Source organism: Pseudomonas sp. (assembly GCF_030683065.1).
Taxonomy (GTDB): domain Bacteria; phylum Pseudomonadota; class Gammaproteobacteria; order Pseudomonadales; family Pseudomonadaceae; genus Aquipseudomonas.
Genome location: NZ_JAUXMX010000062.1, coordinates 67,318 through 83,358, shown reverse-complemented (window position 1 = coordinate 83,358; position 16,041 = coordinate 67,318). Strand labels below are relative to the sequence as shown.

Below are 16,041 nucleotides of genomic sequence, written 5' to 3'. Positions count from 1 at the left end.
GTCAATGCACTAACAGCGCCTCGGCCACCTGCTTGCGCGTGCCCTTGCCGCGCAGCAACTCGACCAGAACCAGGGCAAATTCGAGTGCGCTGCCCGGCCCCTGACTGGTGATGCAGTTGCCATCGACCACCACGGGTTGGTCGACAAAGGTACAGCCGCTGAGACGCTCACTGAAGCTTGGATAGCAGGTCATGCGCCGCTGCTTGAGCACGCCATATTGTTGCAAGGCCAGCGCTGGCGCCGCGCAAATCCCCGCAAACAACTTGCCGGCCTTGGCCTGTTGGCGAACCCGCTCAGCCAGCGGCTCATGCTCGGCCAGGCGTTGCGCGCCAGGCATGCCGCCGGGCAGCACGATCAGGTCGAACGCCTGGGCCAGCACGTCGACCAGCATGGTATCGGCAGTCAGGCGGGTGCCGCGTGCGCAGGTAATCATGCGCCGGCCTTCAATGCTGGCGACCACCACCTCGACTTCGGAACGGCGCAGCACGTCAATCAAGGTCACACATTCGATGTCTTCGACACCATCGGCAACGGTGACAAGGGCACGTGAAGTCATGTTTGCCTCCTCGAAAAACATCACGAAAAGCCTGCGCAGGTCTTGCCTGCACGGCTTGCGGACGAGCTGTTATGATGCGCGCCTTTTTCCAGATCGCCAGCACAATCGTGCATATGTGCTTTGCTTTCGGTCTGTACATTGCAGGCGTAACGCAGAAGTCCTCAACGGCTGCGACTGCCTTCAAGCGTGCGCTGCCGAGGCTGCGCACACCGGGCGACCGCGCTCGATATTTCCACAACCTTTTACGCCACAGGGAGTCCTGCATGCTGGAACGAATCTTCCACCTTAAAGCACATCACACCACGGTGCGCACCGAGGTTCTCGCCGGCCTCACCACCTTCCTGACCATGGCCTACATCCTCTTCGTCAACCCCAACATGCTGGCCGAAACCGGCATGGACAAGGGTGCCGTGTTCGTCGCCACCTGCCTGGCCGCGGCCATCGGTTCGGCGATCATGGGCCTGGTGGCCAACTACCCGATTGCCCTGGCGCCGGGCATGGGCCTCAACGCCTTTTTCACCTACACCGTGGTGCTGACCATGGGCCACACCTGGCAGGTGGCATTGGGCGCGGTGTTTCTTTCCGGGGTGATATTTTTCCTGCTGTCGATCTTCAAGATCCGCGAGTGGATCATCAACAGCATCCCCATGGCCCTGCGCGCCGGCATAGCCGCGGGCATCGGCCTGTTCCTGGCGATCATCGCGCTGAAGAACGCCGGCATCGTGGTCGACCATCCGGCCACCCTGGTGACACTCGGCGACCTGAGCCAGGGCGGCGCGCTGCTGGCCTGCCTGGGCTTCTTCGTGATTGCCGCGCTGGCTTACCGGCGCGTCACTGGCGCGGTAATGATCGGCATCCTGCTGGTCACCGGCCTGTCGATCATGCTCGGTCTGTCGCAACTACAGGGCGTGGTATCGATGCCGCCGTCACTGATGCCCACGCTGATGCAACTGGACATCATGGGCGCGCTGGATATCGGCTTGCTCAGCGTGATCTTCGCCTTCCTGTTCGTCGACCTGTTCGACACGTCCGGCACCCTGGTTGGCGTGGCGCAAAAGGCCGACCTGCTGGACAAGGACGGTAAGATGCCGCGCCTAGGTCGTGCCCTGCTGGCTGACAGCACGGCGACCATGGCCGGCGCCGCACTGGGCACCAGCACCACCACCAGCTATATCGAATCCGCTGCAGGCATCAGTGCCGGTGGGCGCACCGGCCTGACCGCCTGCGTGGTCGCCCTGCTGTTTCTCCTCAGCCTGTTCTTCGCCCCGCTGGCCGGTGCGGTGCCGGCCTTCGCCACTGCGCCGGCGCTGCTGTTCGTCGCCGTGCTGATGATGAGCAGCCTGGCACAGATAGACTGGGACGACCTCACCGTCGCCGCGCCCGTGGTGGTCGCCGCGCTGGCCATGCCACTGACCTTCTCGATCGCCAACGGCATCGCCTTCGGCTTTATCGCCTGGACCCTGGTCAAGCTGCTGGCCGGCCGCTGGCGCGACCTCAATCCGGCGTTGGTGGTGTTGTCGCTGTTGTTCGTGATCAAGCTGGGCTGGTTCGCTTAGTAACGCAGCACACTGTAGGAGCCCGCTTGCTGGCGATCCGCTCGAATTGATCGCCAGCAAGGGCTAGATGTCCCCCTGGTTCCTACACCGACTGCATACATTTCAACGCTGGACACTTGTCCGCCCGCTTTCCGAGTCCCTCATGAGCCGTTCCCAATTCGATCCCGCCAGCTACGCCGCCCAACTCGCCGAGAAGCAAGCCCGCCTGGTCGAGCTGCTGGCGCCCTTCGCTGCTCCAGCACCGGAGGTATTCGAGTCGCCGCGCGAGCAGTACCGCCTGCGCGCCGAGTTCCGCCTGTGGCGTGAAGACGGCAAGCGCCATTACGCGATGTTCGAGGCCGGCGACAAGTTCACCCCGATCTTCTTCGACGACTTCCCCATCGCCAGCGCGCAGATCAATGCGCTGATGCCGCGCCTTAAAGCCGCCTGGCAGGCCAGTGAGGTGCTTTCTTTCAAGCTGTTCCAGGTCGAATTTCTCACCACCCTGAGTGGCGACGCGCTGATCACCCTGTGCTATCACCGCCCGCTGGATGCGGCCTGGCAAGTCGAGGCGGAGAAGCTCGCTGCCGACCTGCAGGTGAGTATCGTCGGCCGATCCAAGGGCAAGCGCATCGTTATCGGCAGGGATTTCGTCGAGGAAAAACTGCAGGTCGCCGGCCGCACCTTCAGCTACCGCCAGCCGGAAGGTGCCTTCACCCAGCCCAACGGCGAGGTCAATCAGAAGATGCTCGGCTGGGCCTACGAGGTACTGGGCGAACGCGCCGACGATTTGCTGGAACTCTACTGCGGCAACGGCAACTTCACCCTGCCGCTGGCCACCCGGGTGCGCAAGGTGCTGGCCACCGAGATCAGCAAAACCTCGGTCAATGCCGCACTGGCCAACCTGGCCGACAACAGCGTGGACAACGTGACCCTGGTGCGCCTGTCTGCCGAAGAGCTGACCGAGGCGCTGAATGAAGTGCGACCATTCCGCCGCCTGGCCGGCATCGACCTGAAAAGCTACGACTTCGGCAGCGTGTTCGTCGACCCGCCGCGCGCCGGCATGGACCCGGACACCTGCGAACTGACCCGGCGTTTCGAGCGCATCCTGTATATCTCCTGCAACCCGGAGACCCTGGCCGCCAATATCGCCCAGCTCAGCGATACCCATCGGGTGACCCGCTGCGCGCTGTTCGACCAGTTCCCCTACACCCACCACATGGAGTCGGGGGTGCTGCTGGAGCGGCGCTAGGCTGGCAGCGCAGCGCCAGCCTCCGTCTACGCGCGCCTCAACCCGCGCAAGGCCCAGAAGGCTAACCCGGCAAAGACCACCTCGATCAGCAATGCCAGCAGGTTAAACGTCTGCTGGGCGCCGCCGTCGAGCCACAGACCACCGATGCGCGCCAATCCCAGCGAGCTGTAGAGCAGCACCAGCAGGGTCAGCGCGGCGCGGGCCAGGTCGAGGCGACTGAGGGCCAAGGCCAGGAACGCCGCCAGACCGATCTGCAGGCCGCCGTAATAGGCGCGTACATCGGTCGCTGCGGCAGGCGCCATCAGCAACATCCCACTGAGATTGGCCATCTCGTGGGGACGAACGAAATAAGCCAGACCCAAACCGGCCAGCGACACCAACTGAATCAACAGAATCACCCGTGCAAACAACATCGCCAGCTCCCCTACCCCATAAATTGTCTGCGCAGCATAGGCTGCCCAAGGCATATCCGGATACAGCCGCTGATTTGGCCCCGGGGCAGGGACAGCGTTATGCTCGGCCAACGACCCACAATGGAGTTCCCGCATGCGCCCGTTAATCCTTATCGCCAGCCTCTTCGCCGGGTTCGTCCAGGCCGCGGAGCCGATCAGCATCGACGTGCACCGCGATGCAAATTGCGGCTGCTGCAAAGCCTGGATCAGCCACCTGCAAGACAATGGTTTCAAGGTCAATGACCACGTAGAAAGCGACATGAGCGCGGTCAAGCAGCGCCTTGGCGTCCCGCCACGCCTGGCCTCCTGTCACACCGGGGTGATCGACGGCAAGTTCGTCGAGGGCCACGTACCGGCTGTCGACATCCTCAAACTGCGCCAGCAGCCTGACCTGCTCGGTGTCGCGGTACCGGGCATGCCGACCGGCTCGCCGGGCATGGAGATGGGCGATCGCAAGCACGCCTACCAGGTCATCGGCCTCGACCAGCAGGGCAACGAGCGCGTGCTGACCGACTACCCGGGCAACTGAGCGCGTGTGCAAAACGCTCGCCTACCGCGGGCGCTGCACATTCGTCAGTCTGCCCGGGCGGCGATCCGTTAGCAGGTAGGGCGGCTGGCAACAACCCGACAGCGCTATGCCGCACCGCCGGGCCAAGGTGCACTGCCTGCGGCGAGTGACACCCTGATCGCCAAAAACGCTCTGGGCGGCGAACTACTGCGCCCAGGGCGGCGGCGGTTCTTCGCCGACGGGCGCGTCTTCGGCGTTCAGCAGTGCCTGACGGCGCGCTTCGTCGGCCAGGGTGGCCTTGATCTCGCGCATCACCGCGTCGATATCGGCGGCCTCTTCAGGATCATCAAATTCGCCGGTCAGCGGGCTATCGGGGGTCAACTCGCCCGCCTCGTACAGCGCCCACATTTCCTTGGCGTACTTGCTGAACTTGAGCTCCGGGGCGAACTGGCCGAAATAGGCCGACATATTGCCCACATCGCGCTCGAGCATGCTGAAGGCATGGCTGTTGGCGGCGGCATCGACGGCTTGCGGCAAGTCGATGATCACCGGGCCTTCAGGCCCCAGCAGCACGTTGAACTCGGACAAGTCACCGTGCACCAGACCGGCGCAGAGCATCTTGACCACTTCACCGATCATGAAGGCATGGAATTCGCGGGCGTCTTCCGGGTGCAGGTCAACGTCATTGAGGCGCGGCGCAACGTCGCCCTCATCGTCGAGCACCAGCTCCATCAGCAGCACACCCTCGAGAAAGTCGTAGGGCTTGGGCACGCGCACCCCGGCGCCAGCCAGATGGAACAGAGCGGCCACTTCGGCGTTCTGCCAGGCATCTTCCTGGCCTTTGCGGCCGTACTTGGTGCCCTTGGTCATGGCCCGCGTATCGCGGCTGCTGCGCACCTTGCGACCTTCCTGGTACTGCGCGGCCTGACGGAAACTACGCTTGTTGGCCTCTTTGTAGACCTTGGCGCAGCGCAATTCATCACCGCAGCGTACAACGTACACCGCAGCTTCCTTGCCACTCATCAGCGGGCGTATCACTTCGTCGACCAGACCAGCCTCGACCAGGGGTTCAATACGTTTTGGCGTCTTCATTAGCTTTAATCAGGGGTCCTGTGTTGCCCTATTCGCGTATGCCGCCCCGTTATACGGCAATCCTGCGACAGAACCCAGCCCATGGATCGCCATGTGTCTAATTGCCGACCAATAAATATTGCCGAAAATCGTCTTGGCCAGCGAAAAACAGCGCTCCATGCCCACCAGGCATTGCAAGTTGGCGTTGAGCGCAGCCTCGGCTTGGCTCGCGCAACAGTTAACCGGGACATCGCAAAAATCAGGTCGGCAACGGCGCCTGCGCGCAGCCTGTTTAAAAGCGCGATTCGCATTGGCGTGATCGGCGCAAGGGTCGACAATCAAGGCATCATTTCGTGGAGCTGCGCCATGCTCGACCCCGACCTCTGCTGGCAAGCCGTCTGCGCCCGCGATGCCATGCGCGATAACCAGTTCGTCTTCGCCGTACGCTCCACTGGCATCTACTGCCGGCCGAGCTGCCCGGCGCGCCGACCGCTGCGGCGCAATGTCAGCTTCCATGCCGATGCGCAGAGTGCAGAAGCCGCCGGTTTCCGTCCATGCCGACGCTGCTCGCCGCAGGGTGCCAGCCCGGCCGAACAGCTGGATGCACTGGTTACCGCCGCCTGCCGCCTGCTGGTCGAGCAGGACAAAACACCTAGCCTGGCCCAACTCGCCGCGCGCATTGGCCTGTCCGCCTCGCACCTGGCGCGTGCCTTCAAGGCGCGCACCGGGCTGACGCCCAAGGCCTGGGCCGACGCGAACCGCCGCACGCAACTGCAAGCCAGCCTGCCGCAGGCCGAGTCGGTACTCGATGCGGCGCTGGCAGCCGGCTATTGCGGCACCCGCGCGCTGTACGAACAGGACGACGGCTTGAGCCCGGCCCAACGACGCCGGCAAGGCGCCGGCGAAACCCTGCGTTATGCCATCGCCGCCTGCCCGCTCGGTCAGTTGCTGCTGGCGAGCAGCGCCAAGGGCGTCTGCGCCCTGTTGTTCGGCGACACCGCCGAAACGCTGCAAAGTGAGCTGCGCCAGCGCTTCGCCGCCGCCCAGCTGCAGCGCGACGACGCCGACCTCGGCAGCTGGCTGCAGCAGGTCATCGCGCAAATCGAAACCCCACAGCGGGCCGCGCAGTTACCCCTGGACTTGCGCGGCACGGTGTTTCAGCAGCAGGTATGGCGCGCGCTGCGGCAAATCCCGGTCGGCCAGACCCGCAGCTATGGCGAGCTGGCCGCCAGCATCGGCAGCCACCCGCGTGCAGTGGCGCGGGCCTGCGCGAGTAATCCACTGGGGTTGCTGGTGCCCTGCCATCGGGTGATCGGCGCCAATGGCGCGCTGAGCGGTTACCGCTGGGGGCTGGCGCGCAAGGTGGCGCTGCTCGAGGGCGAAACCCTGGCAGCAGATGGACGAGCGGGCGCATCTGGTAGCCAATCCGACCCCGTGAAACAATACGCGCCCACACCCGCGCAGCCCACCGGAGCCGCATGAACCTGACTGAACTCACCACCCGCTTGCACGCTATCCGCGACCGCAACGACTGGCAGCCATTCCACAGCCCGAAGAACCTGGCCATGGCCGCCAGTGTGGAGATGGCCGAACTGGTGGAAATCTTCCAGTGGCTGAGCGAGGCGCAATCACGCCAGCTTAGCGCCGAGCAGCTGGAGCATGCCGGCCAGGAAGTGGGCGATATCGTGCTTTATCTGCTGCTGCTGTGCAGCGAACTGGGCATCGACATGCAACAGGCGGTGCGCGCCAAGCTGGCCGATAGCGAACGGCGGTTCACCCCATGAGCGACCGGCATTTCGATGAACTGGCAACGCGCTTTGCCGAGAAGATCTATGGCGGCGCCAAGGGTGCGATTCGCCTGGCGGTACTCCAGGCCGACCTGGCCGAGGTCCTGCCGGATCGACCGCTACGGGTGCTGGATATAGGCGCAGGCCTGGGCCATATGGCGCTGTGGTTGGCCGAACGCGGCCATCAGGTGACCCTGGCCGAGCCGGCTGAACCGATGCTCAATGGCGCCCGCGAGCGCTTTGCCGCCGCCGGGCAACAGGCGACCTTTATCCAGGCGCCCTGGCAGGATCTGCTCGGCCAGCTTCAGCAACCCTACGACCTGGTGGTCTGCCACGCGGTGCTCGAGTGGCTGGCCGAACCGGCGGCCATACTGCCGGTGCTGCACCAGCTTTGCGCGCCCGGCGGCTGGCTGTCGCTGGCCTTCTACAACAAGGATGCGCTGATCTACCGTAACCTGCTCAAGGGCCATTTCCGCAAGCTGCGCAAGGCCGAGTTCGCCGGCGAGAAGCAGAGCCTGACCCCGCAGCAACCGATAGATCCGCGCGAGCTGGCGACGCAACTCGAGGCGTATTGGCAGGTCGAAAGCCAGAGTGGCATCCGGGTTTTCCATGACTATATGCCCCGTGAGTTCCAGGCCAAGGCCGAGCTGATCGACCTGCTGGAAATGGAGCTGGCCTACCGCCGCCACCCAAGTTTTGCCGGCCTGGGCCGCTATCTGCATTGGATCTGCCGCCCGCATTGACAGGAGGGGACAATGAACCGCATAGCACTGTTGTTATGCCTGACTCTGGCCGCCTGCCAGAGCCAGAACCCTTATACGGCGCAGTCCACTGCATTGCCGCCAGCCCCCGCGCATGCCGACAGCCAACTAGACCGCAGCGCCTACCCGGCGCCAGCGCGTGATTATGCGCGCTACCGCAACTGGGCCTGGCGCGACGGCCAACCACCAGCAGGCAGTGCTTGGGCCAGTTCAGCGCTGGTACAAGAGGCGCTGAGTAACGCCCTCGATCAGCGCGGCCTGCGCCCAGCCCAAACCGGTGTGGCCGCAGACCTCGAAGTCAGCAGCGCGGTCCACCTGGAGCGGCGCATTCGTCAGGTCGCCGATCACTATGGCGGCTATTACGGCCACAGCCGCTACTCGAACGACTATGGCCTGCGGGGCAGTACACCGCTGGTGCGCACCTATGAAGAAGAGGTATTGGTAGTGCGCATCGACCTGTTCGACGGCCAGGACGGCCAAGCCGTGTGGAGCGGCAGCGCCGAAATGCTCAGCGACGGCAGCCAGAGCGAACGCAACAAGGCACTGCGCTCAGCCCTGCAACGCGCCTTGGCCAATTACCCGCCAACCTGATACAGCGCAATCATCGGCCCTTGGCGCACGCACCGGCGTAAAACCAGCCAAGGACCCAGGAGGTTCTACCATGCGTTTGCACCTGCTGCTGATCCCCGCCCTGCTGTTGCTCGGCGCCTGCCAAACCACCCAGCTCAATCGGGACTTCGACCCTGGCCGCGACTTCGCCGCCTACCGCAGTTGGAGCTGGCAGGAGCCGGCCCTGCGCTACAAACCCGACGACCCGCGAATCAACAGCGACCTGACCGAGCAACGCATCCGCAGCGCAGTCGCCGAGCAACTCGACCAGCGCGGCCTACGCCTGGCGCCTGCGGGAAAGACCAGCGACCTCAAGGTGCAGGCCTGGTTAATCGTCGATAACCGCCAGCAGCAGGTCAGCACCCATGCTGGCGGCGCCTGGGGCAACCCGTGGGGCGGCGGTTTCTGGGGTGGCCCGACCTACGTCGAAACGCGCACGGTGGATTATCAGGTCGGCACCCTGCAAATCGACCTGTTCGACAGCAAGGACGGCAAGTTGGTCTGGCGCGGTAGCGCCGCGCAAACCCTGCGCAGCAACCAACCAGGTCCTGCCGAGCGCAGCGCGGCAATTCGTGAGGCGGTGGCCAAGGTACTCAGCCAATACCCACCCCGCTAGGACGCACCATGAAACCATCACCCGCATTAACCCATCGCCCGGCGATGGTCGCCGACCTGAGCGCCGTCGCCGCATTCCCACAGAATGCGCAAGAGCTGTTCTTCGCCTACCCGAAGGCCGAGTGGCCGTTGAGCGCCGATCAACTGGCCGCCGCCATGGCCGAGCGCCGCGACAGCACCGTGGTGCTGCTCGATGGCCGGGTCGCCGGCTTTGCCAACTTCTATCAGTGGCATTACGACGACCACTGCGCCCTGGGCAACCTGATGGTCGCACCCTGGGCCCGTGGCCATGGCGTGGCGCATTATCTGGTGGCGGTGATGGAGCAGCTGGCGCGCGAGCATTACCACGCCAAACGCATGCAGGTGTCGTGCTTCAACGCCAACAGCGCCGGCCTGCTGCTCTACCCCAAGCTTGGCTATGCACTCAGTGGAGTGGTCGAACGGCGTGACCCACAGGGACAGCGCGTGGCGTTGATCCAGTTCAGCAAACCGTTCTGAACCCCAGCTACATATCCCAATCCGGCGCATCCGCCAGCCGCTCGATCAGAAAATCCAGCAACGCCCGCAGCGCCGGTGGCATCTGCCGGCGCGTGCCGTACAGGGCGTAGATGCCCAACTGCTGCGGTTCGTAGTCCGGTAACAGCTGCACCAGCGCCCCGGCACGCAGATGCGCGCTGACCGAATAACGCGGCTGCAGGCTGATGCCGATATCGGCCAACACGGCCTCCAGCAACACCATGGATTCATTGGCACTGAGGTTGCCGCTCACCGCCACGGCATGCGGCTCACCGGCGCGGCTGAACTCCCAGATGCTGCGGCCGAAATAGGCGTAACTCAGGCAATTGTGCTGCGCCAGGTCCTCGGGCCGCAGTGGCGTGCCGTGCTTGGCCAGATACGCAGGAGTGGCGCACACCACCGAGCGACACACCACCAGCTGCCGGGCGATCAGGTTGGGGTCGAGCTGATTGGTAATGCGCAGGGCCAGGTCGATACGTGCCTCCACCAGATTGACCGCCTGGCTGCCCACCAACAGATCGACGCTGACCTGCGGATACAGGCGAATAAACTCATCCAGCGCATGCACCAGCCAGGCCTGGGCCAGCGACTGGCTGCAAGCGATGCGCAAGGTGCCACGCGGCGCGGCCTCATCGGTGCGGCTGACGCTCTGCATGGCGTCGGCCATGGCCAACATCTCGCGGCACTGGCCGAGCAACTGCTCGCCCGCACCGGTCAGGCTCAGCTTGCGCGTGGTGCGGTGCAGCAGGCGCGCACCAACCCAGGCTTCCAACTCGCCGAGGTAACGCGACACCATCGCCCGCGACATTTCCAGCGCTTCGGCCGCAGCAGTCTGGCTGCCGCGCTCCACCACTTCGACAAATACTCGCGTAGCCGTTAGCCGATCCATTATTAGCCCATTCAGCGCAACAAACATGCGCAGATTAAGGGGCTTTTTGATCGATTTAAAGCAACTAAGATCGCCTCACTTACTCAACAGGAGATCAGCATGTCGATCCTAAACCACTTGCGCAGCCTGCTCACCAGCGCCAGCCTGCTTACCCTTGCCACCACCGTCATTGCCCAACCGCTGGCCCTGGACGTCTACAACCCAGGCGACAAGGCGATTTTCCCAGTGACCTCGACGCTGATCAGCGGCGAGCGCGATGCCATTCTGGTCGATGCGCAGTTCTCCACCCGCGAAGCCCAGGAGCTGGTCGAGCGCATTCAAGCCAGCGGCAAAAACCTCACCACCATCTTTATCAGCCACGGCGACCCGGATTTCTACTTCGGCCTGGACACCCTGACCCGCGCCTTCCCCAACGCCAAGGTCCTGGCCACGCCGCAGACCATCGCCTATATCGAGAAAAGCCGTGAACCAAAGCTGGCCTACTGGGGCCCGATCCTCAAGGACACCGCGCCAGCCCGCACCCTGGTGCCGCAAGCGCTGCAAGGCGACCACCTGACGCTGGAAGGCCAGACCCTGCAACTGATCGGCCATGACCCCAAGCACACCAGCCTGTGGATTCCGAGCATCAAGGCAGTGGTCGGCGGCGTGCTGACCTACGCCAACATCCACCCCTGGATTGCCGACGCACAAACGCCGCAAGCGCGTCAGACCTGGCTGAAGTCTCTGTATGAGCTGGAAGCGCTGGGGCCGAAAACCCTGGTGCCGGGCCACTTTATGGGCCAGCCCAAGCTGAACCTGGATGACCTGCGCTTTACCCGCAACTACCTCAATGACCTGGAAGCCGCGCTGCCCAAAGCCAAGAACAGCCAGGCGCTGATTGAAGCGATGAAAGCCAAGTACCCGGATCTGCTGGACGCCAGCAGCCTGGAACTGAGCGCCAAGGTGCTCAAGGGTGAAATGCAGTGGCCGTAAGCCACAGCCGCTGATTAGCAGCGCATCACACGCAAAAGGCCTTGGTCAAAAGCCCAGGCTTTTGTGCATGCGCTAAGCGGCAATCTAGCCTTGTTGAGGCTGACGAGGTGGACAGCTTTTACGGCATACTCATCCGCCCTTGCTGCCCTGGAGATGCCCCATGCCTGCCCCGATCTGGTGGTTGATGGCCCTGCCCTTCCTCGCCGGCGCCTGCCTGCCGCTGCAAGCGGGGATCAACGGCCAATTGGCCAAGCACGTTTCCAGCACACTCAGCGCCGCCTTGATCTCCTTTCTGGTCGGCAGCCTGGCCCTGCTGCTAATGGTGCTGGTCCAGCGCGAAGCACCCAGCCTCAGCGCCCTCAAGGGGCTGACCTGGTGGCACTGGAGCGGCGGCCTGCTCGGCGCCTTCTTCATCTTCATCGCCGCCTTCGCCGGGCCGCGTATCGGCGCCCTGCTGCTAATGGCGCTGGTACTCGCTGGCCAGCTGGGCATGGCCCTGACCCTGGATCACTTCGGCTGGGCCGGCTTTCGCGAAGCGCCTATCAGCCCCGGCAAGATTGGCGGCTTGCTGCTGATAGTCGCAGGCATCTGGTTGATCAGGCGCGGCTAGGTGTGCGCGCGCACCGCCTAGGCGGCCCCGCAGCCCCTAGCGACTCAGGCATCGTGGGCCAGTCGCGGGCATGCTCAGTCGCGCTCGAATTTGTAGAACAGATTGGGTTCGCTGACCAGATACAGGTTGCCACGGTCGTCCAGGGTCATGCCTTCACCCTGCGGCACGCTGTCTTGCAGGCCGGCGAAACCACCGAGCAATGAGCGGAAGCTGATCAGCTTGCCCTCGCCATCCAGTTCCATCAGCACCTTGGATTCATCGCTGAGCAAGGCCAGATGGCCGGTCTGTTCGTCGTAGTGCACCGAGGACAGGTCGGTGGCGAAGACATTCTCGACCCACGCCTCGCGGTCGATGACTTCGAGGTTGAAGTCGCCTTCAATGCTCGCCTTCAACCCGCGGATTTCGTAGAGCTTGCGCGGTGAGTGCTCCTTGACCACGAACAGCCGGTCGCCAGCACGGTCGTAGCCAACGCCCTCGAAACCCTGATTACCGCCCAACTCGATACCCAGGGTCAGCGCCCGGTAATCCTCGCGAAACAAGGCGCCGGGCTGATCCGGCACCTCGACCACGACCAATGCATGCTGGCGTTCCTCGGCCAGCAACAACAGGTTGTCACCCAGGTAGGTGATGCCCTCTACATCCTCGAAACCGCTGAGCGGGTAGCGCGCCAGCACCTCGCCGTCCGTGCCCAGGGCGAGCAGTTCTTCCGGGTTGTTGACCACAGCCCAGAGCTGGTCGCGGTGCTCGTCATAGGTCAAGCCGGAGAGGTTGTCGCTGACCCCGGGCACGACCTTGGCGTCGATTCGCACCCGGTACTCCGGCAGCCACATACTGCGGTCTTGCCACTCGGTTTCATGCCAGGAGGTCTGGATCCAGAAGTACAAGCGGTCATCCAGGTGCAGGGTGCGCACTTGATACGCCAGGGTCAGCAGGACCAACACCAGCGCCCATATCCATGGACTCAAGACGGGCAGCCGTCCTAGCATCCCCTTGGCAATTGACATCATGATTGGTCACTCTCGCATACAGATGGGCAAAGGCAGTCTGCCCCGCGATTGTTGCAATCCGCGGAGCGCTGCACGCGAGCGCGCAAAACTGATGAAACCAGCGCCAGTTGGCGCGAAGGATGGGATCGTGCAACGCAGGTCAAGTTCCCCCGCCCCGCGCAGATCAACGCTACGAGGTGCGGCAAGCCTCCTGTAAATGTTAAGGTGCCCGCCCTTTTGCTTATATGGATAGAGACAGGTCGTCATGACACTGGCCCAACCATTGCACTGGCTGCCTAAGCCGCCTTAGCGTTACGCCCCTTCTGCATAGCCTCGCCGGACCACCCAGTCGCGCCGCTGTGCACCCTTGTGCAGCGTGCAGCCGAACGCCGTTCGGTCATGCGCCTGCTTTACTTGTAAACCTGCCATTCACCCAGTCCGCCGTGCGCTTTGCGCGCGACAGCGCAATACAGCCCTTTGGGAATACGCCATGCTGCAAAGCCTTAAAAACACCTGGTTCTTCAACATCCGCGGCGACGTGCTCGCTGGCATAGTGGTAGCGCTTGCGCTGATCCCGGAAGCCATTGCTTTCTCGATCATCGCCGGAGTCGACCCCAAGATCGGTCTCTATGCCTCGTTCTGCATCGCCGTGGTGATCGCCTTCGTCGGCGGCCGCCCGGGCATGATCTCCGCCGCCACGGGCGCCATGGCCCTGCTGATGGTGACCCTGGTGAAAAACCACGGCCTGGAATACCTGCTGGCCGCCACCCTGCTCACCGGGCTGCTGCAGATCGGCGCCGGCTACCTCAAGCTCGGCTCGCTGATGCGCTTCGTCTCACGCTCGGTGGTCACCGGTTTCGTCAATGCCCTGGCGATCCTGATCTTCATGGCCCAGCTGCCGGAGCTGACCAATGTCAGCTGGCACGTCTACGCCATGACTGCCGCCGGCCTGGGCATCATCTACCTGCTCCCCTATGTACCGAAGGTCGGCAAGATCATTCCCTCGCCGCTGGTGTGCATCCTCTCGATGACCGCTGTGGCCATGTATTTCGGCCTGGATATTCGCAGCGTCGGCGATATGGGCGAGCTGCCGGACACCCTGCCAATCTTCCTCTGGCCGGATGTACCGCTGACCTTCGAAACCCTGGCGATCATCTTCCCCTACGCCGCTGCACTGGCCGTGGTCGGCCTGCTGGAATCGATGATGACCGCCACCATCATTGATGACCTGACCGACACCAACAGCGACAAGAACCGCGAATGCAAGGGCCAGGGCGTGGCCAATATCGCCTCCGGCCTGCTCGGCGGCATGGCCGGTTGCGCGATGATCGGCCAGTCGGTGATCAACGTGAAGTCCGGCGGCCGCGGCCGTCTGTCATGCCTGACTGCGGGCGTGGTCTTGCTGCTGATGGTGGTGTTCCTCAGCGACTGGGTCAGTCAGATCCCCATGGCCGCGCTGGTCGCGGTGATGATCATGGTCTCGATCGGCACCTTCAGCTGGGACTCGCTGCGCAACCTCAAGCAGCACCCGCTGTCGACCAACATCGTGATGGTCGCCACCGTGGTGGTGGTGGTGTTCACCCACAACCTGGCCTATGGCGTGCTGGTCGGCGTGCTGCTGGCGGCGATGTTCTTCGCCAACAAGATCGGCCACTTCATGTACATCAGCTCGGAGGCCGACAACGACGGCACCCAGCGCCGCTACAACGTAGTCGGCCAGGTGTTCTTCAGCTCCGCCGACAAGTTCGTCGCTGCCTTTGACTTCAAGGAGGCGGTTGATAAGGTGATTATTGATCTGTCCCGCGCGCACTTCTGGGACATCACCGCCGTCGCCGCCCTGGACAAGGTGGTAATCAAGTTCCGCCGCGAAGGCACCGACGTCGAAGTGCTGGGCCTCAACGAAGCCAGCGCCACCATCGTCGACCGATTCGGCGTGCACGACAAATCGGGCCCCGCTGGGTCGGATGCCGTCGACCAACTGATGGGCCACTAAAAGGAGCACAACATGACCCACGTAATGGCTTGTATCGATGGTTCGCCCTCCACCACCGGCGTCTGTGACTACGCCGCCTGGGCCAGCCAGCGCCTCGGCGCAGCGCTGTGCTTCCTGCATGTCCTGGATCAGGTGCAGTACCCGCAGCCAAGCGACTTGTCCGGCACCATCGGCCTGGGCAGCCGCGAACACCTGCTGGAAGAACTGGCGGCGCTCGACGAAAAACGCAGCAAGCTGGCCCTGGAGCAGGGTCATCACCTGCTCGAAGCGGCCAAGGCCCGCGCCATCGCCGATGGCGTAGCCAACCCGCAACTGCGCCAACGGCATGGCGACCTGGTGGAAAGCCTGGTCGAACTGCAACAGGACATCCGCCTGCTGGTGATCGGCCGCCAAGGCGCAACCAGCGACAACCTCAGTCAACTGGTCGGCAGCCACCTGGAGAACGTAATCCGCACCGTGCAGCGGCCGATCCTGGTCAGCTGCGGCGAGTTCAAGGCGCCGCAGAGCTATATGTTCGCCTACGACGGCAGCGCCACCGCGCGCAAAAGCATCGAGATGATCGCTGCCAGCCCGCTGCTCAAGGGCCTGCCGTGCCACCTGCTGATGATCGGCGCCGACACCAGCGACGCCTGGGAGCAACTCAAGTCCGCCGAACGCGTGCTACAAGGTTCGGCCAGCGAGGTGCACCTGGCGATCCGCGCTGGCGAGGTCGAACCAACCCTCCACGCCTACCAGGCCGAGCACGGTATCGACCTGCTGGCCATGGGCGCCTATGGCCACTCACGGATTCGTCAGTTCCTGGTCGGCAGCACCACCAGCACCCTGCTGCGCACCAGCAACAGCGCGTTGTTGATTCTGCGCTAGGGCCAGAACGAGTCGCCCAACTCGTGATGATGGCAAAGTGGTACTCCCAGCGAGCCTGACGCACT

General features: G+C 63.7%; 18 protein-coding genes. 13 read left to right on the top strand and 5 right to left on the bottom strand.

Translation table 11 applies throughout. The annotated features are described in order from the left end of the window. Nucleotide 1 precedes the first annotated feature (1 nt). Nucleotides 2-556, bottom strand: coding sequence for a DJ-1 family glyoxalase III (locus Q8K09_RS19730; RefSeq protein ID WP_305256693.1), 555 nt, complete (start codon nt 554-556; stop codon nt 2-4). A gap of 263 nt (nt 557-819) precedes the next feature. On the opposite strand from Q8K09_RS19730, the gene Q8K09_RS19725 reads away from it, so the two are divergent. Further along, nucleotides 820-2,112, top strand: coding sequence for an NCS2 family permease (locus tag Q8K09_RS19725; protein ID WP_305256692.1), 1,293 nt, complete (start codon nt 820-822; stop codon nt 2,110-2,112). Between the two features lie 142 nt (nt 2,113-2,254). Beyond that, nucleotides 2,255-3,343 carry a tRNA (uridine(54)-C5)-methyltransferase TrmA gene (trmA, locus tag Q8K09_RS19720; RefSeq protein WP_305256691.1) on the top strand — a complete coding sequence of 363 codons (1,089 nt, stop codon included), beginning with the start codon at nt 2,255-2,257 and terminating at the stop codon, nt 3,341-3,343. 26 nt (nt 3,344-3,369) lie between these two features. Here trmA and Q8K09_RS19715 read toward each other — a convergent pair whose 3' ends face one another. Continuing rightward, nucleotides 3,370-3,756, bottom strand: a complete 387-nt coding sequence (locus Q8K09_RS19715) for a DUF4345 domain-containing protein (protein ID WP_305256690.1) — start codon at nt 3,754-3,756, stop codon at nt 3,370-3,372. Between the two features lie 133 nt (nt 3,757-3,889). On the opposite strand from Q8K09_RS19715, the gene Q8K09_RS19710 reads away from it, so the two are divergent. Beyond that, nucleotides 3,890-4,324, top strand: a complete 435-nt coding sequence (locus Q8K09_RS19710; RefSeq protein WP_305256689.1) for a DUF411 domain-containing protein — start codon at nt 3,890-3,892, stop codon at nt 4,322-4,324. 183 nt (nt 4,325-4,507) lie between these two features. On the opposite strand, the gene Q8K09_RS19705 is transcribed toward Q8K09_RS19710, so the two are convergent. Then, nucleotides 4,508-5,395, bottom strand: a complete 888-nt coding sequence (locus Q8K09_RS19705) for a PA4780 family RIO1-like protein kinase (RefSeq protein WP_305256688.1) — start codon at nt 5,393-5,395, stop codon at nt 4,508-4,510. A 345-nt stretch (nt 5,396-5,740) separates the two neighbouring features. Between Q8K09_RS19705 and ada the strand changes: the two genes are divergently transcribed. The 6 genes from ada (at nt 5,741) to Q8K09_RS19675 (ending at nt 9,644) form a co-directional block, all read left to right on the top strand. Further along, on the top strand, nt 5,741-6,856 hold the full coding sequence (gene ada / locus Q8K09_RS19700) for a bifunctional DNA-binding transcriptional regulator/O6-methylguanine-DNA methyltransferase Ada (RefSeq protein WP_305256687.1): 1,116 nt from the start codon (nt 5,741-5,743) through the stop codon (nt 6,854-6,856). Continuing rightward, a complete protein-coding gene (locus Q8K09_RS19695; RefSeq protein WP_305256686.1) occupies nt 6,853-7,158 on the top strand; it encodes a nucleotide pyrophosphohydrolase in 306 nt (101 codons plus the stop codon). The genes ada and Q8K09_RS19695 overlap by 4 nt, the downstream gene beginning before the upstream one ends. Beyond that, complete coding sequence (locus tag Q8K09_RS19690) at nt 7,155-7,904, top strand: methyltransferase domain-containing protein (protein ID WP_305256685.1); 750 nt, start codon at nt 7,155-7,157, stop codon at nt 7,902-7,904. Before Q8K09_RS19695 ends, Q8K09_RS19690 begins: the two co-directional genes overlap by 4 nt. 12 nt (nt 7,905-7,916) lie before the next feature. Further along, on the top strand, nt 7,917-8,513 hold the full coding sequence (locus Q8K09_RS19685; protein ID WP_305256684.1) for a DUF4136 domain-containing protein: 597 nt from the start codon (nt 7,917-7,919) through the stop codon (nt 8,511-8,513). A 70-nt stretch (nt 8,514-8,583) separates the two neighbouring features. Further along, nucleotides 8,584-9,147: a DUF4136 domain-containing protein gene (locus tag Q8K09_RS19680; RefSeq protein WP_305256683.1), complete on the top strand. Its 564-nt coding sequence runs from the start codon at nt 8,584-8,586 to the stop codon at nt 9,145-9,147. Between the two features lie 8 nt (nt 9,148-9,155). Next, complete coding sequence (locus Q8K09_RS19675; RefSeq protein WP_305256682.1) at nt 9,156-9,644, top strand: GNAT family N-acetyltransferase; 489 nt, start codon at nt 9,156-9,158, stop codon at nt 9,642-9,644. A 7-nt stretch (nt 9,645-9,651) separates the two neighbouring features. Here the strand turns inward: Q8K09_RS19675 and Q8K09_RS19670 are convergent, their stop codons facing one another. Then, nucleotides 9,652-10,551, bottom strand: a complete 900-nt coding sequence (locus tag Q8K09_RS19670) for a LysR family transcriptional regulator (protein WP_305256681.1) — start codon at nt 10,549-10,551, stop codon at nt 9,652-9,654. Between the two features lie 99 nt (nt 10,552-10,650). On the opposite strand from Q8K09_RS19670, the gene Q8K09_RS19665 reads away from it, so the two are divergent. Then, nucleotides 10,651-11,523 carry an MBL fold metallo-hydrolase gene (locus tag Q8K09_RS19665; protein WP_305256680.1) on the top strand — a complete coding sequence of 291 codons (873 nt, stop codon included), beginning with the start codon at nt 10,651-10,653 and terminating at the stop codon, nt 11,521-11,523. 160 nt (nt 11,524-11,683) lie between these two features. Beyond that, nucleotides 11,684-12,133, top strand: coding sequence for a DMT family transporter (locus tag Q8K09_RS19660; RefSeq protein WP_305256679.1), 450 nt, complete (start codon nt 11,684-11,686; stop codon nt 12,131-12,133). Nucleotides 12,134-12,207: 74 nt separating this feature from the next. Here the strand turns inward: Q8K09_RS19660 and Q8K09_RS19655 are convergent, their stop codons facing one another. Continuing rightward, a complete protein-coding gene (locus Q8K09_RS19655; RefSeq protein WP_305256678.1) occupies nt 12,208-13,140 on the bottom strand; it encodes an SdiA-regulated domain-containing protein in 933 nt (310 codons plus the stop codon). A gap of 469 nt (nt 13,141-13,609) precedes the next feature. On the opposite strand from Q8K09_RS19655, the gene Q8K09_RS19650 reads away from it, so the two are divergent. Together Q8K09_RS19650 and Q8K09_RS19645 are read left to right on the top strand one after the other, a co-directional pair. Beyond that, complete coding sequence (locus Q8K09_RS19650; RefSeq protein WP_305256677.1) at nt 13,610-15,112, top strand: SulP family inorganic anion transporter; 1,503 nt, start codon at nt 13,610-13,612, stop codon at nt 15,110-15,112. Between the two features lie 12 nt (nt 15,113-15,124). Beyond that, nucleotides 15,125-15,976: a universal stress protein gene (locus tag Q8K09_RS19645; RefSeq protein WP_305256676.1), complete on the top strand. Its 852-nt coding sequence runs from the start codon at nt 15,125-15,127 to the stop codon at nt 15,974-15,976. Nucleotides 15,977-16,041: the final 65 nt, after the last annotated feature.